Source organism: Acetobacterium carbinolicum (genome assembly GCF_047456275.1).
GTDB lineage: Bacteria > Bacillota > Clostridia > Eubacteriales > Eubacteriaceae > Acetobacterium > Acetobacterium carbinolicum.
Window position 1 is genome coordinate 1,041,729 of the sequence record NZ_CP173357.1, and the last position, 25,815, is coordinate 1,067,543.

Annotated in this window: 15 protein-coding genes; 14 read left to right on the forward strand and 1 reads right to left on the reverse strand. The window is 45.6% G+C overall.

The features are described from left to right. Positions 1 to 191 precede the first annotated feature (191 nt). From ACIZ62_RS04930 to ACIZ62_RS04940, 3 genes are all read left to right on the forward strand, one after another. Positions 192 to 3,554 (forward strand): PD-(D/E)XK nuclease family protein, encoded by a 3,363-nt coding sequence (locus ACIZ62_RS04930; protein WP_414151342.1) that lies wholly within the window; start codon positions 192 to 194, stop codon positions 3,552 to 3,554. Then, positions 3,538 to 7,260: a helicase-exonuclease AddAB subunit AddA gene (gene addA / locus ACIZ62_RS04935; RefSeq protein ID WP_414151343.1), complete on the forward strand. Its 3,723-nt coding sequence runs from the start codon at positions 3,538 to 3,540 to the stop codon at positions 7,258 to 7,260. Before ACIZ62_RS04930 ends, addA begins: the two co-directional genes overlap by 17 nt. Positions 7,261 to 7,433: 173 nt before the next feature. Continuing rightward, positions 7,434 to 10,901 (forward strand): FtsX-like permease family protein, encoded by a 3,468-nt coding sequence (locus ACIZ62_RS04940; protein ID WP_414151344.1) that lies wholly within the window; start codon positions 7,434 to 7,436, stop codon positions 10,899 to 10,901. Positions 10,902 to 10,996: 95 nt separating this feature from the next. Here ACIZ62_RS04940 and ACIZ62_RS04945 read toward each other — a convergent pair whose 3' ends face one another. Then, positions 10,997 to 12,763, reverse strand: coding sequence for a S8 family serine peptidase (locus ACIZ62_RS04945; RefSeq protein WP_111887694.1), 1,767 nt, complete (start codon positions 12,761 to 12,763; stop codon positions 10,997 to 10,999). A 366-nt stretch (positions 12,764 to 13,129) separates the two neighbouring features. On the opposite strand from ACIZ62_RS04945, the gene ACIZ62_RS04950 reads away from it, so the two are divergent. From ACIZ62_RS04950 to ACIZ62_RS05000, 11 genes are all read left to right on the forward strand, one after another. Further along, positions 13,130 to 14,128 carry an ABC transporter substrate-binding protein gene (locus tag ACIZ62_RS04950; RefSeq protein WP_111887693.1) on the forward strand — a complete coding sequence of 333 codons (999 nt, stop codon included), beginning with the start codon at positions 13,130 to 13,132 and terminating at the stop codon, positions 14,126 to 14,128. Further along, a complete protein-coding gene (locus tag ACIZ62_RS04955; RefSeq protein ID WP_111887692.1) occupies positions 14,100 to 14,891 on the forward strand; it encodes an ABC transporter permease in 792 nt (263 codons plus the stop codon). Before ACIZ62_RS04950 ends, ACIZ62_RS04955 begins: the two co-directional genes overlap by 29 nt. After that, positions 14,876 to 15,514 (forward strand): ABC transporter ATP-binding protein, encoded by a 639-nt coding sequence (locus tag ACIZ62_RS04960; RefSeq protein ID WP_111887691.1) that lies wholly within the window; start codon positions 14,876 to 14,878, stop codon positions 15,512 to 15,514. Before ACIZ62_RS04955 ends, ACIZ62_RS04960 begins: the two co-directional genes overlap by 16 nt. A 139-nt stretch (positions 15,515 to 15,653) precedes the next feature. Continuing rightward, positions 15,654 to 16,484, forward strand: coding sequence for a Cof-type HAD-IIB family hydrolase (locus ACIZ62_RS04965; RefSeq protein ID WP_111887690.1), 831 nt, complete (start codon positions 15,654 to 15,656; stop codon positions 16,482 to 16,484). Positions 16,485 to 16,505: 21 nt separating this feature from the next. Continuing rightward, a complete protein-coding gene (locus ACIZ62_RS04970; protein WP_111887689.1) occupies positions 16,506 to 16,889 on the forward strand; it encodes a Rid family detoxifying hydrolase in 384 nt (127 codons plus the stop codon). Positions 16,890 to 16,996: 107 nt separating this feature from the next. Beyond that, positions 16,997 to 17,641 carry a transcriptional regulator gene (locus ACIZ62_RS04975; RefSeq protein WP_111887688.1) on the forward strand — a complete coding sequence of 215 codons (645 nt, stop codon included), beginning with the start codon at positions 16,997 to 16,999 and terminating at the stop codon, positions 17,639 to 17,641. 394 nt (positions 17,642 to 18,035) lie between these two features. Next, positions 18,036 to 18,746, forward strand: coding sequence for an isoprenyl transferase (locus ACIZ62_RS04980; protein ID WP_111887687.1), 711 nt, complete (start codon positions 18,036 to 18,038; stop codon positions 18,744 to 18,746). Further along, positions 18,730 to 19,614 carry a phosphatidate cytidylyltransferase gene (locus ACIZ62_RS04985; RefSeq protein WP_111887686.1) on the forward strand — a complete coding sequence of 295 codons (885 nt, stop codon included), beginning with the start codon at positions 18,730 to 18,732 and terminating at the stop codon, positions 19,612 to 19,614. The genes ACIZ62_RS04980 and ACIZ62_RS04985 overlap by 17 nt, the downstream gene beginning before the upstream one ends. 8 nt (positions 19,615 to 19,622) lie before the next feature. After that, positions 19,623 to 20,417 carry a M50 family metallopeptidase gene (locus ACIZ62_RS04990; protein WP_111887685.1) on the forward strand — a complete coding sequence of 265 codons (795 nt, stop codon included), beginning with the start codon at positions 19,623 to 19,625 and terminating at the stop codon, positions 20,415 to 20,417. Positions 20,418 to 20,426: 9 nt separating this feature from the next. Beyond that, complete coding sequence (gene ispG, locus ACIZ62_RS04995; RefSeq protein ID WP_111887684.1) at positions 20,427 to 21,491, forward strand: flavodoxin-dependent (E)-4-hydroxy-3-methylbut-2-enyl-diphosphate synthase; 1,065 nt, start codon at positions 20,427 to 20,429, stop codon at positions 21,489 to 21,491. 10 nt (positions 21,492 to 21,501) lie between these two features. After that, positions 21,502 to 25,767, forward strand: a complete 4,266-nt coding sequence (locus tag ACIZ62_RS05000; RefSeq protein ID WP_111887683.1) for a PolC-type DNA polymerase III — start codon at positions 21,502 to 21,504, stop codon at positions 25,765 to 25,767. The last annotated feature ends 48 nt before the right edge of the window (positions 25,768 to 25,815 follow it).

A 25,815-nucleotide genomic window follows, 5' to 3' on the forward strand; every position in this document is an offset into this window, starting at 1 on the left:
GTTAATCTGTTGTTTGCTGCAGAATCGGACAGGCTCTGCCGTGTCCGCTCTGATGCAAACAACATGATGTAACAATTGTCGGTACTACTTTATTCTCTATCGACAGTTTTGATCACCATCTTTAAATAAGGATGGTGATTTTTTAAAATAGTGGCGAATCAGTGATGTAAAAAGGCAGAAAGGAAAAACGGATGGGAATTACAATGATCGTTGGCCGGCAATCTCAGGTGTTGAGTGAGACGGTCTATCACCAGATTGGTGCGGCCCTGGATGCAGGCAAAGAAAAACTCTATTTAATGGTTCCGGAACAGTTTACCCTGGGGGCTGAAGAAGCGCTGATGAAGTCCAATCGCTTAGTAGGGCTACTTGATGTCGAGGTGTTGAGCCCTAAGCGGCTGGGAAATCGGGTGCTCCAGGAAACCGGCGGGCTTGCCAAGACCTATATGGACAGTCATGGGAAAAATATGCTGCTGCAAAAAACCATGGGGGATATTCAGGAACAATTGACCATTTATCGTTCCAGCATTAAAAAACCTGGTTTTCTTGCGAGTATTTCAGATTTGATTGGTGAACTCAAACAAAATGAGATTGCTCCAAAAAATTTGGAAGAAACCAGAAAGACGCTAGGTCACGGCATCATGCCCCAAAAATTAGGCGATGTAATAAAGATTTACACCCATTTTCAGGAATTACTGGGAACTGACCGTAAAGATGAAGAAGACTTTCGTAATTTCGTCAATGAAAAGATCGCTTCGGCAGAATTTCTCAAGAACAGTGAAATCTGGATGGATGGGTTTCAGAATTTTTCAGCCCAGGATTATCGCATGATTGCAAATCTGGTCGATACGGTTAAGGAAATCCATATTGCCCTACCGTGGGACCCGAACCCATCAGCACGGGACCAGGAAGTTTTTTTATTAACAGCCAATACCATGGCGTCCATCAAAGAAATTGGAGCCAGAGCGCAGGTGTCATTTAAACTGGAAAAAATCACCAATCAAAATCAGCAAAATCAAAAAAGTCCGGAGCTTGCTCATCTGGAGACCAATCTCTTTGCTTATCCCAAGGTGGAATATCAACACGCAGTCAATCAGATCAGCCTGACGCAATGTCAGAATACCTGGGAAGAGGTTGAAATGGGCGCGCGCAAGATTCTGACCCTGGTTCGAGAAGAAGGGTTGTCCTTTCGGGATATGGTGGTGCTAGCCGGAAATCTGGATGAATACGGGAGCATCATTAAGCGTATATTCTCCCAGTATAAAATCCCTTATTTTATGGATGATCTGCGTGCCATTGGGGATAACCATCTGGTTGAAGCAGTGGTAACCGCTTTGGAAGCGATCCAGAATCATTATCGGCTTGATGATGTTTTTGGTTTTGTTAAGACCGGCTTTTCACCGATTACCTTGTCTGAATGCGAAGATCTGGAAAACTATGCCCTGGAGTTTGGCATCCGGGGTAAACAATGGGAAAAGGAATTCACCAAGCTCAGCCAGAACCCGGCCCTGGAGCTGGGTCGTCTTAATGCCCTGCGCCTTAAACTGATCACGCCGCTGATTCAGCTAAAAGCTGTGATGAAGGCGGGTAGAACCTGTCAGGATTATACCAAAGCCCTCTATGAATTTCTGGTGGCCATCGAAACCCCGGAAAAAATTGAGGATCTGGTGGAACAGTTGTCAGAATCCGGCAATTATGAAGCGATGGAACTCTACCACCAGATCTGGAACATTTTAATGGAAGTTTTTGATCAGATTGTTGAAACGATGGGAAATGATGAAGCCACGACCGAAGAATATTTGCGGATTCTAAAAAGTGGTTTTCAGGGCTATCGGCTGGGAATCATCCCGCCTTATCGGGATTATGTCAGTATTACCGATTTACGCAGGAGCCGCAGCTCAGCCTTTGAGGTACTGATTGTTTTTGGCTTAAACGAAGGGAAAATCCCGGGAACCGGCACCGAGCCCAACCTTTTCTCAGATTTGGAACGGCAGATACTGGGCGCTCACCAGATCAGGCTGCAAAACAATCGCAGCTTTCAAATGGATCAGGAACGGTTTCTGGTTTATGATCTCTTATCGAAGCCCAAATCCCGGTTGGCCCTTTATTGGGCGTTAGCCGATATGGAAGGCAACAGTCAGCAGCCCAGCATTCTACTGAGCCAGATGCTTATGATCTTCCCGTCACTAAAGATTTTGTCAACTCTTAACGATGGGGTGGCAGCATTCTGGAATACCCTCAGTACGCCTGATGCGACCCTCTGGCATCTGATTAGCCACCTGCGTAACAGTCGATCTGAAGCCGATTCGGCGCAGCAGCAGGAAGAGGCGCTATGGGCCGAAGTGCAGCACTGGTATCAAAACAACCCGGACTACCAGCAAATCATCGGCAATCTGACGGAGGCCCTAAACTATGCCGGGGTTTCGCAGGCCATGACCGGTGCGGAGGCTACCGTTCTTTACGGCAAAAACTTGCGCACCAGTATTACCCGGTTGGAAACCCACCGCCAATGCCCTTTTTCCCACTATGTCAGATATGGCTTAAAACCTGAGAGCCGGCCCATTTATACTATTGCCGCGCCCGAAATCGGAACCTTGCTCCATGAACTGATCGACGGCTTTTTCCGGGAAGTTCATGACCAAAAACTGGACCTGCGGACCCTGCCTAAAGAGCGACGGGATACACTGCTAGAAGGGGTCATGGAAAGCTGTCTGCCGCAGATAAAAACCAATGTCTTTAACAGCACCGGACAAAACCAGTACCTGGGGAAAAAACTGGAACGGGTTGGCAAAAAGTCTGTTGATATCCTGGTTGCCCAACTGTGTGCCGGGGATTTTGAACCCCAGGCCACTGAGTTCTGCTTTGAACAGGAATTAAGTCTGCCGGATGCGAAACTGGGAGAAGTGAAGATCTATGGGAAAATTGACCGGCTGGACCTCTATGAAAAAGATGGTCAAACCTGGGTTAAGGTCATCGACTATAAAACCGGGAGTAAAAAGTTGGGTTATGATGATATTTATTATGGCCTTTCGCTCCAATTGCTGGTCTATCTGGATGGGGCCATGACAGTTATTGATGCCGAGGATATTCTGCCGGGTGGAACCTTCTACTTTTATGTTGATGATCCGATGCCGCGATTGGATTTTGGCGAGAATGTTCAGGCGGCGATCAATAAGTCCTTTAAACTCAATGGTCTGCTTCTCGATGACGAAATGGTCATCGCTGCCATGGATCATGATGCCGATTCCAAAACGTCGGACATTTTGCCGGTTTATCGATCGGAATTTAAGCTAAGTCGGGAGGAATTTGAAGGCATCATCGACTATGTCCGAAAAACCGTGGTTCGTCAGATCAAAAGCATTTACGAGGGTGATATTAAAGTCCGGCCTTATAAAAAAGGCCATGACTATGCCTGCCAGTATTGTGATTATAAGGGCATCTGTCAGTTTGATGACGCAATCATCCGGGGTGGTTATGAGGTACTGAAAGCAGCAATGAAGAAAGATCAGTTTTTTACGTTAATCGAGGAAGGAGAAACCGATGAAATGGACCAGTGATCAGTTAAAAGCGATAAAAAACCGTGAAACCAACATGCTCGTATCGGCCGCCGCCGGATCCGGTAAAACAGCCCTGCTGATTGAGCGAATTATTCGCATTATCCGGGAAGAAAAGGTGGGCGTCGATGAGCTGCTGATTCTGACCTTTACCCGGGGAGCAGCCGGAGAAATGAAGAATCGCCTCAGTCAGGCGCTGGCCAAAGAACTGGAAAACCCGGAAAATGATCGCAGCTTTTTAATGAAGCAATTAAATATTTTAGGGGGGGCCTCCATTTCCACCCTTCATTCTTTTTGCCTTGGTATTTTACGCCAGTATTTTCATAAGGGTGACATTGATCCTGGCTTTGCCATTGGCAACGATACTGAAATCGCGCTGATGCTTAAAGAAACGCTGGAAGAGGTTTTTGAAGACGAATACCAGCAGGCCATCACGAATGAAAATAGTGCAAATAAAAATATGGCGCAAAATAGTGAGGAAGAGTCCGAACTGAGTCGGAATAAAAACGAACAGTCCCTCGATTTTCTGGATCTAATTGAAAAATATAGTGGTAATAAAAATGATCAGGCCTTAAAAGACACCGTTGAAACCTTATATCGCTTTCTGGCCACCCAGCCAAACCCGGAAAATTGGAGCAATCAGGCCTTGTTGCTGTTTGATTGCGATGTCAAAAGCCTGGAAGATTCAGTGTGGGGATGTGCCTTAAAAAAAATAATTGAGACTGAGCTTCAGGGAGCCATCGATGCAGCCATCGAAGCCAGGAACTTAAGCACTGCTGTTGGTTTTGAGAAAACCCATGAGCAGAGCAAAAGCGAAGTGCAGATGCTTAAAGCGCTGGAAAAAACGATCAGCACCGATCTGGTGCAGGGATTGGAAGCCTTGAAATCGCTAAGTTACGAGCGCTTTAAAGGAGCGGCCAAGCAAGATAAAGAGCTGAATGAGCTGATCAAAAAATATCGTGATGAAGCCAAAACCAGTATGGTCAAACTACAAAAACGATTTGCCATCAATATCGATGAGATGGTCCAGGAGCTTAATAGCCTAAAAAAACCGATGGCCGATCTGGTTTTACTGACTCAGAAATTCTGGACTGCCTTTCAGGCGAAAAAAGCTCAGAAAAATCTGGTTGATTACAATGACCTGGAACAGCTGACACTAAAAATTTTAGGAGATCCGGAGGTGGCCGATGAGGTTCGCGCCCGGTATCGCTATATTTTTCTGGATGAGTATCAGGACACCAACGAAATGCAGGAAACCATCCTAAAGCGGATTGTTCGGGATAATAATTATTTTATGGTCGGGGATGTTAAGCAAAGCATTTACCGCTTTCGGCTGGCCGACCCGACCATCTTTATTGGCAAGTATAAAAGCTTTGGCAAGGATGAAAACCTCAATAACAGCCTGGTGACCCTCAATCAGAATTTCCGTTCCGCCCAGGGGGTGGTTAACAGTGTTAATGCTATCTTTGAGAAAATCATGAGTGTCGGACTGGGGGAAATCAATTATGACGAACAGGCTCGGCTTAACAAGGGTCTGCCCCATGACGGACCCTATCAAAAAACTGAGATCCATATCATTGAAGAGCAAAAACAGGAAGCGGGAGAGCTTCAGGCGTTTGAGGAACAGGAGCAGGAAGATCTAACCGCAGTTGAAATTGAAGCCCGATTTGTGGCTGAAAAAATTCAGTCTCTGGTGGGAACAACTTTTTTTGATACCCGAAACAATCAGGAGCGGGCGATCAACTATGGTGATTTTGGGGTGTTGATGCGCAGTGTGGCCGGACGCGGAGATGTTTATCTCAAGGTGTTTAGTGAAATGGGGATTCCTACCTATTTTGATGGTGGCACTAATTACTATGAGTCGCTAGAAATTACCATGATCCTAAACCTGCTTAACCTGATGGATAACCAGCATCAGGACCTGCCGCTGTTAAGTATTATGACCTCGCCGATGGGCAATTTTTCCACTACTGAATGCACCCGGTTGCGAATTGCTCACCCGCAGGGATTTTTTTATCAGGCGGTGGAAAGCTATTGCCAGCTCGAGTGCGATGAACTGTCTAAAAAGCTGGGCCGTTTTTATCAAAAACTGACGGCTTGGCGAAATCAATCCAAGCTCATGCCAGTGGAAGATTTTCTCTGGAAAATCTATCTGGAATCCGGCTATTATGCCTTTGTGGGAGCTCTACCTGGCGGCGAACAGCGACAGTGTAATTTGCGAATCCTGCTTAAGCGGGCCGGTGACTATAAAAAATCCACCCTTAAAGGGCTGTATCAATTTATTCGCTTTGTCGAAAACATGAAAAAGCACAAGCAGGATATTTCGCCCCCGGCGATGGTCAGTAATCAAGAGACGGTGGTGCGACTGATGACTATCCATAAAAGCAAGGGGCTCGAATTTCCGATTGTCATTCTTTCTGGTACCGGTAAGGGTTTTAATAAGCGCAGCAATTACGCCCAGGTGTTATTCCATAAGGATCTGGGAATTTGTCCGGACTATGTTAATCTGGAAAAACGGTATAAGCATAATTCATTGGCTAAAGAGGTCTGCAAGGCCCAGAGCAATCAAGAAATGCTTTCCGAAGAAATGCGCCTGCTTTATGTCGGGATGACCCGGGCTGAAGAAAAGCTGGTGATTGTCGGGACCGTAAAAAATCATGACAAAGCCAAGCAAAAATGGCATAATGAACCGGACGAGTATCACCTCCTTAATGCCGCCAGCTTACTTGACTGGGTGATGATGGGGGTATTGGCTGGGCGGGACCCCAGTGAGACGAATCCGGAGTTAGCAGATTTTACGATTGCTTATCATCGGGGGACTCAATTCACGGAAAAACAGGCGCTGGAAAGAGAAGATCGGAAGGACCCGGCGAATGAGTTACAGGCAATTGATCCGGAGATGGAAACACCTGCCGCAGCACCGGAAAAGTTGACAACCAGTATTTCTCAGGCTGATCGGGAGGCGATTTTCCAGCGACTTAATTTTTTATATCCAGTCAAAGCAGAGAATGAACTTCCCAGTAAGATGAGTGTGACCGAAATTAAAGATTATCAAAAAGCTGATTTGACGCGTCAGCAGGAAAAAATCAGAAAGCTTTCTAAAAAGCAGGAGAAGCCCAAGTTTTTAGAACAAAAACAGACCGATTTCACCGCCGCTCAACGGGGCTCGGCCCTTCATCTTTTAATGGAAGTGGTCGATTTAAAACCGATCCGGGAGGAACTGTTTAGTAGTGGACAAGCCGCTTTGCCGTTGTTTCTTAAAAAGTATCTGGTTAATCAGATTGAGACCCTGATTCACAAAGAATTTTTGCCGGCAGCCTTGGCCAGAACCATTAGTGTCGATAAACTGATCAGCTTTTATACCTCTGCTCTGGGGATTAGGTTATTATCGGCCGAAAAAATCAGGCGTGAGATCCCCTTTAACTATGCTTACGATCCGGCTGAAATCCGGTTAGAATGGACGGACATTCGCGAAAAGATCATCGTTCAAGGGATCATTGATTGTGCCTTTATGGAAGACCAAAAATGGGTTATTATCGACTATAAGACAGATTATTTTAAAGATCCCCAGCAACGGGAGCAAGTACTTAGAGGTTACGAAATTCAGATCAATCTGTATGCAAAGGCCCTGACCGAATTAACTGGCGTCCCGGTTAAGGAAAAGGTAATCGGATTGATTACCTTAAACGAAGCGATCAGCATAGTGTGAGAGATTTCGTGACAGACTGAATTATTTAACCGGGAATGGGTGTTTTATTAATAAAAGCATGATAAAATATAAAAAACCTTGTTTTAGGCATAGCCGGGAAAACAGCTCTCGGGTCATTACCGCGCGGTTATTGGCAACCAATGACCAGCAATTTTATTTAAAAGGATACATTAATGAAAGCATTGCAAAAAGACACATTCAGAGAAATCAAAAAATCAAAAAACCGTTTCTTATCGATCGTTGCGATCATTGCTCTAGGCATCTGCTTTTTTGTAGGGGTTAAAACAACCGGCCCCAGCATGAAATATACAGTCAGTCAGTACTATCAAAACCAGCAACTGATGGACATGCGTCTAGTCTCGACCTATGGTTTTTTGCCGGCGGATGTGGACGCGATTAAAAATTCTCCAGGCGTGGCGACGGTGATGCCCGGCTATTCGGCGGATGTCATTATTGAGCGGGGCGATAAACGCCCTGTGATCAAATTGATGGCCTATAATGAAGACCAGGCCCTGAATCAACCACTGCTGGTGGCAGGGCGCCTGCCGGAAAATGAAGACGAACTGTTGTTGGAACAGCCTCAGGAAGCTAAGGGCATGGGTGCTTCCAGTTATACTTACCAACTGGGTGAAACGATCAAGCTATCCTCGGAGGTTGGCGATAAAGCACTATCTGATTCGATCAAACGGGATACCTTCACAATTGTTGGTTTTGTTAGATCGCCCCAGTATGTGTCGATTGAGCGCGGCAGCACCTCGGTTGGCCGGGGCGAAGTCGATTATTATAGCTTTATTCCCGCAGAAAACTTTGTCTTTGAACGGTATACTGAGGTTTATCTCTTATCACAGGCCACTGCCGACCATGTTGATCCCTTTTCAACTGAATACGAAGAAGCCATTGGGTTCCTGGAGAAACAATTGGAAGCCCTGGGTATTTTGCAGCTGGGAATCAATCACGATGATATTTTGGCTAAAGCTCAGGTAGAACTGGATAAGGGTCGGGCCAAGTACAACGATGGGGTGACCCAGTTTAATGACGGGATGGCTCAGGGCGAGGCCAGTTTGAATGATGCCAAAAACCAGTTAATTAACGGCGAGGCCGCCCTCAGTGCTGGCTGGAACGAGTATAACACCATGATTGCCCAGACACAGGCCCAACTTGCCGATGCCAAGAATCAGATCATTCAAGGTGAGGCAGATCTGATTCGTGGGGCTGACACCTTAAAACAGGAGCTGGCAAATGGTGAGGAAAAGTTGGAAACCCTGCGCCAGGGAATCACCGACTTAAGAAACGGAATTGCTAAAATGGAAACTCAGGACCCCTCCGGTCAGTTACCGGAGCTGGAAGCCCAGTTGGCGGAGCTGGAAAACCAGATTGCCCAGGGTGAGTCAGCACGGGCAGATCTGGAGGTCCAAAGCGCGGCAGTCGAAGCCCAGATTCAGAGTCTGGATCCGACTGACCCGGATTATCCGGCCCAACTGGCGGAACTGGAAGCTCAGTTGAATGAAATCAACAGCCGGATTATTGAGGTTGAAGCAGGTTTAGCCCAGGTTTACGCCGCAAAAGAGCAGATCAACCAGGGGATTGAAGCGATTTATGATTTTTCTGCCCAACTGACCGGAATGAAAAATCAACTGGCTGAGTTGGAAACAACCCTGCCCCAGGCCGAAGCCGCTCTGGCCCAAGCTGCTATTGACGGCGAGAATCAGTTATCAGCAGGATGGGCTCGCCTGGCTGATAGTAAAAACCAATTAAGCGCTGGAGTTGCGGCCTTTGAAGCCGGCCGGGAAGAAGGACGCAGTACCCTGATTGCGTCCCAGAATCAATTGGATGAAGGATGGGTGAAACTCCGCGATGGGGAAGCCCAGTTGGCAATGAAACGGGCAGAGGGCGAAGCCGAACTGGCCAACGCCGCTAATGATTTAGCAAAGGCCGAAGCTAAAATTAATGATTTGGAGTTTGGAAAATGGTATCTGTATAACCGTGACGACAATCCCGGTTATACCAGTTACGGTGAAGACGCAAAGCGGATTGATAATATTTCCGGCGTGTTTCCACTGATTTTTCTACTGGTAGCTGCCCTGGTTTCCTTTACCACGATGACCCGGATGGTGGAAGAGCAGCGCACCCAGATTGGTACGCTTAAAGCATTGGGTTACCGCCATGATCAGATCGGTTCGAAGTTTTTTGTTTATGCCTTATTAGCTGGCAGTATCGGCTCGGTGATTGGACTGATTGTCGGTATCAATACATTGCCGTATTTAATCGCCGGAGCCTATGGTTTGCTTTATCAGGTGCCGGATTTAATTATTGCACCGCCATGGATACCGCTTTTAATTTCTTGCTTGATTGCGATTTCCGGTACCGTGGTGGCAGCTGTGATCGTTACCTATTACGAGCTCAAAGAACACCCTTCAGAGTTGATGCGTCCCAAGGCACCAAAGATTGGAAAACGGATTTTCCTTGAGAGTATTCCCTTTATCTGGAAACGGCTGGGCTTTATTGAGAAGGTCACTGCCCGTAACCTACTGCGTTATAAGGGTCGGTTTTTTATGACCGTGATTGGGATCGCCGGATGTACCGCTCTGATTCTGGCTGGCTTCGGGCTTCAGGATGCGATTTTCGCGATGATTCCCCGACAGTTTGAGAACATTACGGTTTTTGATGGTTACATGGCGTTAAAAAATGAAGAAACCCTAGTTGAAAAGGCGGACTTCAAAAAAATATTAGAGAATGATCCCCGCTTTAGTGAAAATATGTTGGCCCATCAAGCCAAGATGACCGTTGAAAAAACCGGAACGGGTAACGGCAAAGCGGCCTATCTGTTTGTGCCGGAAACAGCGGAGCAGATTAATACGTTTATTCATTTGCAAAACAGAAAATCAGCAGAAGCGATAAATTTAGAAGAGGTGGGTGCCGTTTTATCAGAAAAAGTTGCCGGCAGTCTGGGACTGAAGGTGGGCGATACCATCCGGGTCTACAATGAGGACGAAAGCCATGAAGTGGTATTAGGAGCGATTACTGAAAACTATCTCGAAAATTATCTTTATTTATCGCCAGCAGTTTATGAAGAAGCCTTTGGAAAAGAGCTGATGGTTAATATGGCTTATGTTAATATTCCCGATGCCAACACCGATCTGGAAGATGCCATTGCCAGTGACTGGCTGGCCAGAGATGGGGTGGTAGCAGTAAACTTTACCGGAAATATTGTAAAATCATCGGCTGACAGCATCAGCAGCTTGAGCATTGTCGTCGTCGTGATGCTGCTTTCGGCCGGAGCCCTGGCAGCGGTGGTGCTTTATAACCTGACCAATATCAATATTTCCGAACGGGTTCGAGAAATTGCCACCATTCGGGTTCTGGGGTTTTATGATATGGAGGTGTATAAGTACATTTTCAGGGAGAATGTTGTTTTATCGGTGATCGGAATCATCGTGGGTCTGTTTTTAGGCGTTTTACTTAATGGCTTTATTATTAACACCGTCGAAACAGATATTGCCATGTTTGCCCGGGGCATTGAGCCCACCAGCTTTATTTACTCGGTGGTCTTTACGCTGGCCTTTACCTTTATCGTCAATATTCTGATGACGCCAATTATTAAACGGATCAGCATGGTGGAATCACTTAAATCAATCGAATAAAATCGAATCAAAAAAGCCGACTGGAAATAGACATTTCCTGTCGGCTTTAAATTTATTAACTCAATTAGAGATTAAGGGGGGGGGAGCGCTTAAAATCAGGTCGGGTTGACGATAAACGCGTCACCGGAGGTATTAAAGGTGCTCCCTTTGGGTAAGGTCATAATTTCAATGCTTTCGAGCCGGTAGCCGTAGCCGGAGCTACCGGATTGTTCGCCATTAGCCGCCCAACTCAACCAGCCCAAATTTTCAACATGGGTACGGTAATAAATATCAAATTGATCAGCATCGGGACCGGTTAGATTAATCTCTATCGCTTCCAGGCGAAGACCAGCTCCAGAAGTGCCACTGAGATCACCGTTATTGCGCCATTCCTGCCAGCCCACATCCTGGATATGGGTTCGATAGGTTACGCCGACGTCATAACCGGGATTATCCAAGGCAATCTGAATCGCCTCCAAACGGTAACCTAAACCCGAGGTGCCGCTGAGTTCACCGTTTCGTTTAAACACGTCTTCCCAACCAAGGTTTTGAATATGGGTTTTATATAAGGCGGTTAATGATTTATCAGCTATTACCGTTGCAAGAGCGCGATCCAATTGGATCAAGCCATAGCCAAAATAATCATCTTTCCCTGGAACACCAAGATCCAGAGCAGTGGAAGTCAGTGCGGCTTCCACCTGGTCGGCATTTAAGCTCCCATTGGCGGCCAGTAAGACCCCACAGGCACCGGCAACGATGGGAGAAGCGAAAGAGGTGCCACTATCATTTATATAGTCGCCATCAATAGAAGTCGTGTAAACATCTTCTCCGGGAGCAGCCAGATCGACCATCGTGTTATACTGAGAAAAGGCGGCCCGGTCATTGAAACGGGTGGTTGCCGCCACCGAAATGACGCCGTCGTAAGAAGCGGGGTAAGATGACAATCCGGTTTTGGGATCATTTGCTTCGCCCTCATTTCCTGAGGAGGCCACCAGCACCTTACCTCTGTCTTTGGCATATTGAATAGCAGCCGCTTCGCTGTTGTTGTAATCATAACCACCATAGCTCATGTTAATGACTTTGATGTCGGAACGATCAGCAGCATCCATCAGGGCAGCGCAGATATTGGCAACCGAGAGGCCTTTGGCACCGACCCGATAGGGGGCAATTTTTACATTGGCCGTTCCGGCCACACCAGAGAGTCCAATGCCATTATTAGCAGTAGCGGCAATAAAACCGCTAACCAGGGTTCCGTGACCGTCCTGATCTAAAACAGTGCTACTTTTGGTGACATAGTCATAACCGGCAATAATGCGGCCAGTCAGATCGGGGTGATTGGTATTGAGTCCGGTGTCTAAAACCGCGACGCCAACGGTTTTGGCATTTGAGACTTGGTCCCAGGTTTTATCGGTGCCGATGCTTTGAAACTGCCACGCTTTGCCATCGGTAACATAAGGATCATTGGGGAGCGAATAGGTTTTTAGCGTATCATTGCGATCAACTGCTAAAACATTGGGGTTCTCACTGATCGTTTTAATCAATGCATCAACATCGACATCGCTTTTTACCTCCAGAATATCGACCCGATCAGATACGGTTTCTCCTTTAGCGACCGCATTAGTGGATAATGACAGGCTCTTAACATTAAGGGGACTTGAATCTCTGTAAATAATAACGATCTGCTGACTTGTATTGTCGTCACTTTCCAGATCAGGAAGTTCGGACAAGGTGTTAATGTTCATTTGATTGTTCACACTCATTTCACTGGAATTAGAAAGAGTATCAGTTTGAATGGATTCATTTGCCAGGGTAGGTACCGACAAAGAAAGCATCAACATCACGATACTAAAAATAATCAGGTAGGGTTTCATTTTTCGTTTCATGGAATCTCCTCGGATATTTAATAGGTCTAAAAACAGGTTCTCAGACGCGCAAGTTTCTAACCTGAATTATATCATAATTAGCCAGTGATTACCTTAGATGTAACTTGAAATAATCGTTTAAAAGAGGATGATTCGGGAATAAAAAAGCATGGCTTGCGAATAGGTTTATTAAGACGAGCAGTCGTTTCATCAAATGAAAAAGATGGCGATACTTCGCGAAGCGCTTAACGACAAAGTCGAATATTTCCACCTTGTTCTTCTTTCAAATAAACTATTTGCGTGTTAGAATGATTACGATTGAAACGAATACCGCTTACCAGACAGAAAAATTATTTCTGGCTGGAATCAAATGAAAAGGAAGAAAAGATGAAAAGAGAAAACAAGATGAAAAAATTAGTGATCCTGATGGGTTTAATCATGGTGATGATTTTTAGCTTTACCGCTTGCCAGGCAAAACCGGCAGAACGGCAAACCGTGAAAGTTGGCACCTTGGCTGGACCAACCGGTATGGGCATGGCAGAAATGATTGTTAATGGTGTGGATCTGGGCGAAAATGTCACCACCGAATTCACGGTGGCCGGTGCTCCGGATCAGTTGACAGCCAGTGTCATCAGTGGCGAATACCAAATTGCCGCACTGCCCAGTAATTTAGCCGCCGTGCTGTTTAATAAAACTGAAGGTCAGGTCGTTCTGGGATCAGTCAATACCCTGGGAGTGCTTTATATTGTGGCCGATGAAACCGCTGGCGTTACCAGCATCGCCGACTTAAAAGGAAAGACCATTGTGGCCAGTGGCCAGGGATCGACACCGGAATATGTGCTCAACTATTTACTGGAGAAAAATGGATTGACCCCAGGTGTAGACATCACGATTAATTATGTGGCTGAGCACAGTGAAGCAGTGGCTCAATTAGTTGCCGGACAGGCTACGATTGCCATGCTGCCGGAACCATTTGTGACCACCGTTACAGCAAAGAAACCGACAATCAAAATAGCAGTGGATCTATCAAAAGCCTGGGCAGAAGCCAGTAACGGTTCGCAATTGCAAATGACAGCCGTCGTTGTTAATAAGGAATGGGCAGAAACCAATCCCCAGGTGCTAAAGCAGTTTATGGAAGCCTATGAAGCATCCGTCAAGACAGTGAATGACGATCCCGCTGAGGGGGCAAAAAATATTGTGGCCGCAGGGATTATGGCCGACGCAGCATTGGCAGAAAAAGCGATTCCAAATTGTAATATCGTCTTCATTCCGGTTAAAGAGGCACAGCAATCTTTAAATGAGTACTATACCATATTAGCCGGATTTGAACCAAAGGCTGTGGGAGGAAAAGTTCCTGGTGAAGATTTCTACGTTCTTGGAAAATAACCAAAATAAAACGAAATGGATCAGCAAGATTGGAGTGGCCTTTTTCTGGGTGCTCCTCTGGGCCTTGGCAGCCCGGTGGGTAGACAGCCCACTGGTGCTGCCATCGCCGCTTAAAACCCTGAAAGGTGTGATAACCCTGGCTGGGGATTTTGAGTTTTTTGTGAGCATCGGGGTCACCTTGCTCCGAGTATTTGGCGGGGTTTTTATTTCAGTGGTACTGGGTCTGGTGCTGGGTTTGGCTGGGGGGCTCAACAAACCCTTTTATGGAATCATGAATCCCTTTGTCAGTACCATCAAGTCGCTACCGGTGGTTTCGGTGATTATTCTAATCAACTTATGGATCGCCTCTGGTTTGGTACCGCTGGTGGTTACCTTTCTGGTCTGCTTCCCGGTGACCTGGACAAATGTGGTGCAAGGGGTGAGAAGCACCGATCACAAGTTGCTGCAGATGGCAAAAATTTATAATGTGGAGCAATCTAAAATAATCCGCGATATTTATGTGCCATCGATAAAACCCTATGCAGTATCCGCGCTGATGAGCGCCATCGGTTTGGGGTGGAAGGTTACCGTCACCGCCGAGGTTTTGGCCAATGCCTTGCCGTCTATCGGGATGAATCTGTATTACGCAAAAATTTATCTGGAAACCGATTTGCTTTTTTCCTGGACCCTGGTGATTGTGATCTGCAGCCTTGCCATTGAAAAGATGACGCTCTATGTGATCGGAAATCGTCAAAAGGGAGGCAGTCAATGTCCATTATCATAAAAGACCTCGGTAAAAAATATGGGCAAGAGACTATTTTTAAAGACTTTAATCTGGTATTTGAAAAAAATAAAATCACGGGCATTCTGGGACCTTCCGGAGCCGGAAAAACGACCTTGCTTAATCTTTGCGGTGGCTTGGAGCAGCCCGATCGGGGAACCATTGAAGGCATTAATCCCCAGGCAATCTCCTATATTTTTCAGGAACCACGGCTGCTGCCCTGGCGAACGGTCCGGGAGAATCTGCGCTTTGTTTTTAAAGCAAGGGCGATTAAAAAACCTGGCTCCCATGAACGTGAGATTGATGCCATGCTGGAACGCGTTGGTTTGACTACCGTTGGGGACTATTATCCCCACGAGCTCAGCGGTGGCATGCGTCAGCGGGTATCCATTGCCCGGGCCTTTCTATATCCTTCCGAATTACTATTGATGGATGAACCATTTAGCAGTCTCGACAGTTCACTAAAAAACCGGCTGATGGATGACTTTTTAAAAATTTGGGAGCAGAACAAACGAACGGTGATCTTTGTCAGTCATCAAGAAGATGAGATCAGGCACTTAGCCGATATTATCCTGACCTTTTCGGATAAACCAGTTCAAGTTTTAAAAAAAGAAAGATTAACGTAATGGTGCAAAACAAACAATTTAAAAAACTGTAAAGGCTTACCTGATGAAAAACTGATGTTCTTATGTTAAACTATCCTTATGTTAAACGAATGAGTCACATCGAGTTAAAAAATATAAAGAATAAGAAATGGGGTAAACCATGGATATAAAACTAATCGCACTGGATATGGACGGGACTACGCTACAAAAGGATTATATGTCAATTTCAGAAAGAACCCGAATTGTTCTGGCTAAGGCCATAGCCAAAGGCATTCATGTGGTTCCATCGACAGGACGGATCTTGGGTCAATTGCCGGAATCGGTGGTGAGTATTCCGGGAATTAATTATGCCGTGACCTCGAATGGGGCGGCGGTAACCAATTTAAGTACCAAAGAAGTGATCAGCAGCAACTATCTGGGGTCTGGCAGCGTCAAAAAGATTATGAAGACACTGACCCGCCGAAACTTATTTTGTGAGGTTTATTATCAGGGCCAATCCTACGGTGAGCGCCGTTATTTTGATATGATTGGTGATCGGAATGAATTGTCAAAGGATCTGATTGCCTTTATTCGCAGCAATGCCAGAGCCGTTGATAATGTGTTGGATTTTACTACGGAACATGCTTCCGAAATCGAAAAAATTAATATTCCTTTGCTCAGTGACAATAACCTGCGGGTGCTCTGGCAGAAGTTTTCTCAAATTCATGGTGTGACGCTGACCAAAGCGATTTCAAACAACATTGAGGTCAATCATCGTTCGGCCAATAAGGGCGATGGGTTAAAACAGCTTTGTCGGATCTTAAAATTAGCACCGGGAAATGTAATGGCAATCGGAGACAGCGACAACGATCTGCGGATGTTGGAGTTTGCCGGCCTCAGTGTTGCCATGGGGAATGCGTCAGAGGAAATTAAAGCCATGGCCAACCATGTTACGCTACCCTTCTATGAGGATGGGGTTGCCCATGCCATTGAGAAGTTTGTATTGGCTTAGTAAATAATTAAGGAGATCATTATGAATAAAAAAGCTATCATCGCCGACAAGGCACCGGCTGCAGTGGGACCTTATTCCCATGCGTACTTAGTTGGAGAGACCCTGTATACCTCAGGTCAGTTAGGACTGATCCCTGAAACTGGTGAGTTGGAGAATGGCGTCGCAAAGCAGGCCCAAAGAGGTTTGGACAATTTAAACGCTGTTTTAGAAGAAGCTGGGTTTAGTCGACAGGATATCGTTAAAACGACGATATTTTTGGCTGATATGGCAGACTTTGCCATGGTTAATGATATTTACGCCGCTTTTTTTGAAGGTCAGGCTGAGTATCCGGCTCGATCCTGTGTGCAGGTAGCTGCTTTACCCAAGGCTGCCCGCTTTGAAATTGAAGCGATTGCAGCTAAATAAAACGCCAGGACTTAAAAAAATAGTGATAATAAGGAACCCATGGCCATCTTGTTACGACAGATGACCATGGGTATCTTTCTGGCCAATCAAATAAAGAGAGGGATATTGTGAATAAAAAACTGGAGAACTATGTGACCCTGGTGGATTTTTTAGCAGAATTTATGGGAGAAAATACGGAAGTTGTTCTCCATGATATGACCGACTGGCATCATTCGGTGGTCGCCATACGCAATGGGCAGATCAGCGGACGAAAGGTTGGCGATCCGATTACGGAAACAAACTTAAGAATTCTTCGCAGTGAGGTGCATAAAAAAGTACCCTATATGAATAATGATCCCAAAAAATTCAAGAAAAAAGAATCGATCAAATCGGCGTCCTGGTTTATCAAGGACGAAAATGACGTTCTGATTGGCATGATCTGTATCAATTCGGATAGTCATGAACTCATTGCCGCCCGGGATCTTTTAGACAAGATGATCCGTCCGCCACTGGTTGAAAATGAACAAAAGGAAAAAGGACCCGAAAAAATAAATATTGATGTAAAAGAACTGGTGGATAATAATCTCAATCATATTTCCCAGGATTTGCTTAAAAAACTAAAACTCTTATCCAAGGATGAAAAAGTCGAGCTGGTGGGGAAACTGGATGAAATGGGAACATTTTCGGTTAAGGGAACCATCTGGTATCTGGCCAAGTGCATGGGCGTTTCGGTCCCCACCCTTTACCGCTATCTTTCACTTACTAAAAAATAATTTTAGGGACAGGATGCATGCTTAATTTAAGTAAGTAACAGACATTGGTCTACACGGAACGTTAAAATGATTAAAGCTAACCTTAACCAAAATAAAAATAAATTAATTTTTGTTTAATCGTTTACTTTTTGATAGAAAGATGTTATATTGATAACAATAATTCTCATTTTCACAATAATTTCCAGGGGGACCTCAGGCTATGCCTGAGGTTTTTCCTTTTTTGGCGTGTTTGGCTGGACACGATTTGCAGTTCGGATAAATTGAGTCTTAAATAAAGCTTGTTTCAAGGTATCCCCTGGTGATAGAATTTACAAATCTTAAAAAATAGCATATAATATTGAAAGAAGAAAAGAGTGAAAAAAATGCGCAAATACAATAGAGAGTGGGGTGCAATATGACAAGTCAGTTAGATAAAGATAATCTGCCTGAGCATATAGCCATAATCATGGATGGAAACGGCCGTTGGGCAAAAGCAAAAAATCGACCCCGTTTATTTGGCCATAATGCCGGCATGAAGACATTGAAAAAAATTGTCCGGGCATCCTCAGATGTCGGCATAAAGATAATTACGATGTATGCTTTTTCCACTGAAAATTGGAAACGGAGTCCCGAAGAAGTCACGGGGTTGATGAATATTGCGGTTGAGTATTTCCATAAAGAAGTTGGGGAATTACATGAAAACAATGTCAAAATCAACGTCATTGGAGACATGAACGGGTTAACAAAAAAAGTTCGGGAAGCCGCTGTGAAAGCCATGGACACCACCGCTAAAAACACTGGCCTGGTACTTAATATTGCCCTGAACTACGGGAGCAGAGACGAAATTGTCCAAGCCGTGAAGGGCCTTATGGCCCTGGGGATAAGCCCGGAAGCGGTGAGCGAAGCCCAGATCAGCGCGCATCTTTATACCAAAGGTCAGCCTGATCCGGATCTGCTGATTCGAACCGGTGGGGAAAGTCGGCTGAGCAATTTTATGCTATGGCAGATGGCCTACTGCGAATTTATGTTTACCGACATTTATTGGCCAGACTTTGAAGTCGCAAATTATTATGAAATGATCGCAAATTATCAGAGAAGGAATCGTCGTTATGGATCGGCCGAGTAGCAGTTTGGAGAGCCGCCGGGCGGAACGATTAAGAGGTGCGAGCAGACGGGCTGAAAAGAGTTCCATGAAAACCCGAATCTGGACCGGGGTTATTGGTCTGCCGCTGCTCATTATTATTTTGTATACAGGGGGATTTATCCTGGTCATTGGTGTGTCCTTTCTGGCTTTTGTCGGGACGATGGAGTATACCCGAGCTGTCAACAAAATGATTCACCCTAGAATTAATGTCTTTCTGATGATTATTTTGTCGATTATGCTAATGGTGACCATCAAATTGGATTATTATTTTCTGATGCCGGTTTTGCTGGTAGCCTTTATTATTATTTTCTGTTACGAAATTTTATCGGGAAATGTTGAGATTTCGCGCGGTAGTGCCACTTTGATGGGGCTCATATATGTACCGATTATGTTTGGTCATCTGTTTCTTTTTGAAACTGTCAACAAAGGCGCCTACTATATGTGGCTGATTTTTGTGATCGCGTTCACAACCGATACGGCAGCCTATTTTATTGGGAAATCCATCGGCAACAGAAAGATTGCGCCCCTGATCAGCCCCAAAAAAACCATCGCCGGATCGGTTGGCGGAGTCATTGTTGCGGCACTGAGTACCATCCTTTATGGAACCATTTTAAGTTCTTACTTTAGTTTTGTTTTGCCCTGGTATTTATACCTGATTGTTGGCGTTTTTGGAAGCATTGCCGGACAATGCGGGGATTTGACAGCATCGATGATCAAGCGCAAAGCCAAAATAAAAGATTTTGGCACCATTTTGCCCGGTCATGGTGGAATTTTGGATCGCTTTGACAGCATCCTCTTTATCATTCCTCTTATTTATATTTTTGCCAAATTAACCATTGGCATCGCGTAGGTGAAAATTTGAATTTATATACGATCCTTATTACATTGCTTATTTTGTGTGTCTTAGTGATTGTTCATGAGCTGGGACATTTTATGGTGGCAAAAAAAACTGGCATCTTCGTCGAAGAATTTGCTATCGGTATGGGACCAAAATTATTTAGTAAACAAGGTAAAGAAACACTATTTACCGTTCGAGCCTTTCCAGTCGGGGGATTTTGCAAAATGCGGGGCGAAGAGCCAGCATTTGATGAAGAAGGCAACCTGCTTCCTAAAGATCCCAATATCCCCATCGATCCCCGCAGCTTTGAAGCAAAAAGCCGGGGTGAAAAGCTGCTGGTGTTAGTGGCCGGTTCGGCCATGAACATTATCTTTGCCCTTGTCTGTCTGATTGTGGTGGCCTTATTTACCGGTCACACCAACATCTTTGACGCCATAGGTACCGCCTTTTTAAATACCTGGCGGTTTTCCGGTCTGATTTTTCAGAGCTTCGGGATGTTGTTTACGGGTCAGGTGGGCTTGGATCAGCTGGCTGGGCCGATTGGAATGGTATCGATGGTCGATACCTTTTTGCAAAGCGGGTTGGTTATTTTGCTGGCCTTTACCGCCATGTTAAGTGTCAATTTGGGGATTATCAACCTGTTTCCACTGCCAGCCCTGGATGGTGGTCGAATTTTTATCCTCCTGATTGAAATGGTGGTGCGTCGGAAACTCAGTCCGGAATGGGAATTAAAAATTAACTACTTTGGATTTATTGCCCTGATTGCCCTGGCGGTCCTGATTGCTGTGAATGATATTATGCGGCTGGCAGCATAGGAGAACGATGTGAAAAAACGAAAAGAAACCCGGGTGGTGAGGATTGGAGCAACTGCCATTGGCGGAGAAAATCCCATTGCCATCCAGTCAATGACCAATACCGATACCCGAAACAGTGTTGCAACAATTGCTCAGATTACGGCTCTGGAAGCCGCCGGGTGTGAGATTGTCCGGGTCGCAGTTCCTGATGAAGCGGCGGCCCAGGCTATTACTGAGATAAAAAAAGGAATTCATATTCCGCTGGTGGCTGATATTCACTTTGACTATCAACTAGCCCTGACCGCTATGGAAAATGGGGTTGATAAGTTGCGCATTAATCCGGGTAATATTGGTTCGGAAAAAGGCATTCGGGAAATTGTTGCGATGGCGACCGAACGCGGCATTCCGATTCGAATTGGGGTGAATGCCGGCTCCCTGGAAAAAGAAATTCTAGCCAAAAATAAGGGTCGAGCTACCCCGGCCGGGATGGTCGAATCAGCGGTACGGCACATCCGAATTTTAGAAGATGCCGGCTTTGATAACATCGTGGTTTCAATGAAGGCTTCAGATGTCCGGTTTACCATCGCGTCTTATGAACAATTTTCACAAAAGTATGATTACCCCTTGCATCTGGGGATCACCGAGGCTGGAATCCTGCGAAGCTCAGCCGTTAAATCGGCGATGGGCATCGGCTATCTGCTACTAGATGGGTTAGGGGATACGCTGCGCGTGTCGATAACTGGCGATCCGCTCGAAGAAATTGATGTGGCTCGCGATATTCTTAGCGGCATCGGTCTTTACAGTGGTCGACGACCCCGGGTGGAAGTTATCTCCTGTCCCACCTGTGGTCGTACCGAAATTGATTTAATCGGCATTGCTAAAGAAATCGACCGGCAGCTGAGAACGGTTGAAAAAGACCTCCGGGTGGCTGTGATGGGGTGTATTGTGAATGGTCCCGGCGAAGGCAAGGCGGCTGATATTGGCATTGCCGGGGGAAAAAATAAGGCGGTGCTATTTAAAAAGGGTGAAATTATAAAAAGCATTGCCGAGGATGAAATCATCTCGGTATTATTAGAAGAAATAGAAAAAATGTGAGGCGAGATCTTTGAGTATTTTAACCCGACGACAAGAACGATTTAAGAAAATAATAGCAGACTATCATCTGATCACCGATAGTATAAAAATCAATTCCGCTAAAGAGGAATTGATTTTTAAATTTTCAAGTCCTAAAAAACAAACCGATACCGAATTTATAAAAACCGCAATGCAGGAAATTTTTGATTATGCAAAAGCCTTGCAAGTTGAGGTTGCACCCCTTAAATATCAGGATGGTAAGCATCTGTTGGCCACCGATAGCAAAGGGGTCTGTCAGCTACTGGTGGGGATCAATCAAAAGATTACCAACATCCTACTCATTAATACCTTGATTGCCGAAGGCAATACCTTTTATGTCAGGGGACGATCCACTGGTGAACTGGATGGCGAAGCACTGGCGATTTTTTCCAGTCGTTTCAAGCGATTAATCGCCGAACACTATGGTCTGGAAGCCGAATTGGTGGTGCGTTTCACCGATGATGATTCAGTGGCCCAAAAAAGTCAGCAGGATCTGGAAAAACGATTGGCTGCCATTAAGCCGGTTAGTCCCAGTTCAAGTGGATCAGCGAATGGCTCCAACCAGGCCAAGCTTCCCAAGGCTGAAAAACCGGGGGATGTGGTCACCGGAAAAAAGATAACCCATACCTGGGAATGGCTTAAAAATGTCGATTTTAATATCAATGGCGAATCCGAAGGTAAAAGTCTGGTTATTAAGGGCTGGGTTTTTGGGGTCAATACGCGGCCGCTAAAAAACAATAAGACCCTGCTGACCTTTAATATTACCGACAATACCAACAGTATCACCTGTAAAATCTTTACCGACAAAGAAGAAGTCATTGCCGGCATTAAAGAAGGCGGTTGGTATCTGGTAGAAGGTAAGATTAATTATGACGAATATTCTCAGGAAATGATGTTTTATCCCCGCAATATCAACCTTTCCAAAGAAACCATTAAAACCGATGATGCCCCGGTCAAGCGGGTGGAGCTTCATCTACATAGTCAATTCAGTGCCATGGATGCGGTCAGTAAGGTCGAGCAGATTATGAAGCAGGCTTCTAATTTTGGACATGACATCATTGGCATTACTGATCACGGAGTGCTACAGGCTTATCCGGAAATGATGGAACTGGGACGAAAGAAAAAAATCAAGGTGCTCTATGGGGTCGAAGGTTATCTGGTTGAAGATCAGCTAAACATGGTTTATGGCGATCAGGATCAGGATTTCTGCGGCGAATTTACTTTTTTTGATTTAGAAACGACCGGTCTGGTGCCGGGAAACCACAAGATTATTGAAATTGCTGCGGTGCGGATTAAGAATAAACAAATTGTCAATAGCTTTTCGACGTTGGTGAATCCCCATTGTGAAATACCGGCATTCATTACTAATCTGACCAATATTACCAATCAAATGGTGGCTGATGGGATGGAAGAGCGGGAGGCGTTGGAGCAGTTTCTGGAGTTTGCTGGCGAGACCATTCTGGTGGCCCACAATGCTGCTTTTGATATGAGCTTTTTAAACAAAGCTTTAGCCGACCACGGCATCAACCGCGAAAATACGGCCGTTGATACCCTGGCGATGTCCCGGTGTCTGCTAACCCAGATTACCCGGCATAACTTAAAAAAACTTTGCTCTTATTTTAAAATTGCGATTCAAAATCATCACCGGGCCCTTGATGACGCCGCCGCCTCGGCCAAGGTGTTTGTCAAGCTTCTGGATCTGGCTGAGAAAAAAGGTTGTACCTCGATCCAGACCCTTAACACCCTGTCCAGTCGGGAACGAAGTATTCGCCTTAATGCCACAAATCATATTATTATTTATGCCAAAAATCAGGCAGGAATCAAGGATTTGTATCGCCTCGTTTCCGAATCACATCTGAATTATTTTTATAAAAAACCGCGTATTCCTAAGTCTTTACTGGCGGAAAACCGCGAAAACCTCTTGTTGGGCTCGGCCTGCGAAGCGGGAGAATTGTATTCAGCCCTGGTTCATAACAAGTCGCAGGATGAAATTCAGCAGATCGCCAGCTTTTATGACTATCTGGAAATCCAACCACTGGGAAACAATCAGTACCTGATTGACAATAACAGTGTGCCGGATCAGGAGGCTTTAAAAAAAATTAATCTGCGGATTATTGAGCTTGGCAAAAGTTTGAATAAGCCGGTAGTGGCGACGGGCGATGTCCATTTTGTCAATCAGGAAGATTCCCTTTACCGGGAAATTTTGATGACCGGTCAAGGTTTCAAGGATGCCAGCAAACAGCCGCCGCTTTATTATCGGACCACCCAGGAAATGCTTAATGAATTTGACTACCTGGATGAGAAAACCGCCCGCGAAGTGGTGATTGATAATCCCCGCATAATTGGTACGATGATTGAAGAAGTGCTGCCGATTCCTGATGGCACCTATCCGCCAGTCATTGAAGGGTCCGACGAAGAAATCCGTGAAATGGTGGAAGGTCGGGCCAGAGAGCTTTTTGGTCAACCGCTGCCTGAACTGGTCGAAAAACGGATTAAAAAAGAATTGGATTCGATTATCGGAAACGGCTACTCGGTTCTTTATCTGATTGCCCAGAAGCTGGTTTACCATTCCATGGAAGACGGCTATCTGGTGGGCTCCCGGGGTTCGGTGGGGTCTTCCTTTGTGGCCACCCTGTGCGGAATTACGGAGGTGAATCCGCTAGCCCCTCACTACCGTTGCCCCAGTTGTAAACATTCCGAGTTTTTCAACAGCACCGAGGTTGGGGTGGGACCGGATTTAAAAGATGCCAATTGTCCCCATTGTGGTGCCAAGCTTGATAAAGATGGCTTCGATATTCCCTTTGAAACCTTCTTGGGCTTTGAAGGTGATAAAGAACCCGATATCGACCTTAATTTTTCCGGCGAGAACCAGGCTGAAGCGCATCGCTATACTGAGGTACTCTTTGGCAAGGGCAAGGTTTTTCGGGCCGGAACGATTTCCACCATTGCTGAAAAGACCGCCTTTGGGTTTGTCAAAAACTACTATGACGAAAAAGAAATCAAAGCGACCCGAGCCGAACTGGAACGGGTGATTTCGTGCTGTGCGGGAGTCAAAAAAACCACAGGTCAGCATCCCGGGGGGATTATGGTCGTGCCAACCTATAAGGATATCTATGATTTCTGCCCAGTACAACGTCCGGCAGATGATACCGAAAGCGATACCGTTACCACCCATTTTGCCTACGAGTCGATCAGTGGCCGTTTGCTAAAGCTAGATATTCTGGGCCATGATGATCCCACCATGCTCAAAATGCTTAAGGATTTTACGGGCATCGATCCGGTTGGGATTCCTCTGGACGACGAAAGAACGATGAGCTTATTCACCTCCACCAAAGCTCTGGATTTAAAAGATAATGATTTTGAGTCACCATTGGGGGTTTGTGGGATTCCTGAATTTGGGACCAGTTTTGTTCGGGAAATGCTTTTAGACACCAAACCGACAGCCTTTTCTGATCTGATCCGGATTTCCGGATTATCCCATGGAACCGATGTGTGGTTAAATAACGCTCAGGACTTGATAAGGGATAAGAAGGCTACCATCAAAGAGGCCATTTGTACCCGCGATGATATTATGATTTATCTGATTTATGCCGGGTTAGAAGCCAAAACCGCCTTTACGATTATGGAAGCGGTGCGTAAAGGGAAGGGACTAAAGCCAGAATGGGAAGATGACATGAAAAAGAACAAGGTGCCGGGGTGGTATATTGATTCTTGTAAAAAAATCAAGTACATGTTTCCCAAGGCTCATGCAGCCGCTTATGTTACAATGGCTTTTCGGATTGCCTGGTACAAGGTTTATTACCCGCTGGCCTATTATGCCACCTACTTTTCAGTACGGGCCAGTGAGTTTGATGCTCAGCTCACCAGTCAGGGAAAAGGTGTGATTGTGGATCGGATGAATCAGATTAAAGAACTGGGGACGAAGGCCTCCAACAAAGAAAAGTCACTCTTAACGGTGCTGGAGATTGCCCATGAAATGATGTGCCGCGGCTACAGCTTTAAAAATGTCGATGTCTACGAGTCCCATTTTAACCAGTTTCGGATCATTGGCGATACGTTGCTGCCACCACTCAACGCCCTGGAAGGGATTGGCGACAAGGCCGCCCAGCGCATTTATGAAGAAGCTCAACTTCGCCCCTACATGTCCCGGGAGGACTTGCAGAACCGCACCAAGATCAGCAAATCGGTCATTGAAACGCTGGAAAAACAGGGGTGCTTAAATCAGTTGCCGGCGTCAAATCAGATTGCTTTTTTCTAGTAAAGCGATATTGTCGGACTTAAGAAATAATAAAAGAATAAAGATAGC

What these genes read in the sequence shown, in the direction of transcription:
- ACIZ62_RS04950 (WP_111887693.1), top strand. Translation starts at nt 13,130, where the DNA reads ATGAAAAGAGAAAACAAGATGAAAAAATTAGTGATCCTGATGGGTTTA.
- ACIZ62_RS04945 (WP_111887694.1), bottom strand. Translation starts at nt 12,763, where the DNA reads ATGAAACGAAAAATGAAACCCTACCTGATTATTTTTAGTATCGTGATG.
- ACIZ62_RS04980 (WP_111887687.1), top strand. Translation starts at nt 18,036, where the DNA reads ATGACAAGTCAGTTAGATAAAGATAATCTGCCTGAGCATATAGCCATA.
- ACIZ62_RS04965 (WP_111887690.1), top strand. Translation starts at nt 15,654, where the DNA reads ATGGATATAAAACTAATCGCACTGGATATGGACGGGACTACGCTACAA.
- ACIZ62_RS04970 (WP_111887689.1), top strand. Translation starts at nt 16,506, where the DNA reads ATGAATAAAAAAGCTATCATCGCCGACAAGGCACCGGCTGCAGTGGGA.
- addA (WP_414151343.1), top strand. Translation starts at nt 3,538, where the DNA reads ATGAAATGGACCAGTGATCAGTTAAAAGCGATAAAAAACCGTGAAACC.
- ACIZ62_RS04940 (WP_414151344.1), top strand. Translation starts at nt 7,434, where the DNA reads ATGAAAGCATTGCAAAAAGACACATTCAGAGAAATCAAAAAATCAAAA.
- ACIZ62_RS04960 (WP_111887691.1), top strand. Translation starts at nt 14,876, where the DNA reads ATGTCCATTATCATAAAAGACCTCGGTAAAAAATATGGGCAAGAGACT.
- ACIZ62_RS04930 (WP_414151342.1), top strand. Translation starts at nt 192, where the DNA reads ATGGGAATTACAATGATCGTTGGCCGGCAATCTCAGGTGTTGAGTGAG.
- ACIZ62_RS04985 (WP_111887686.1), top strand. Translation starts at nt 18,730, where the DNA reads ATGGATCGGCCGAGTAGCAGTTTGGAGAGCCGCCGGGCGGAACGATTA.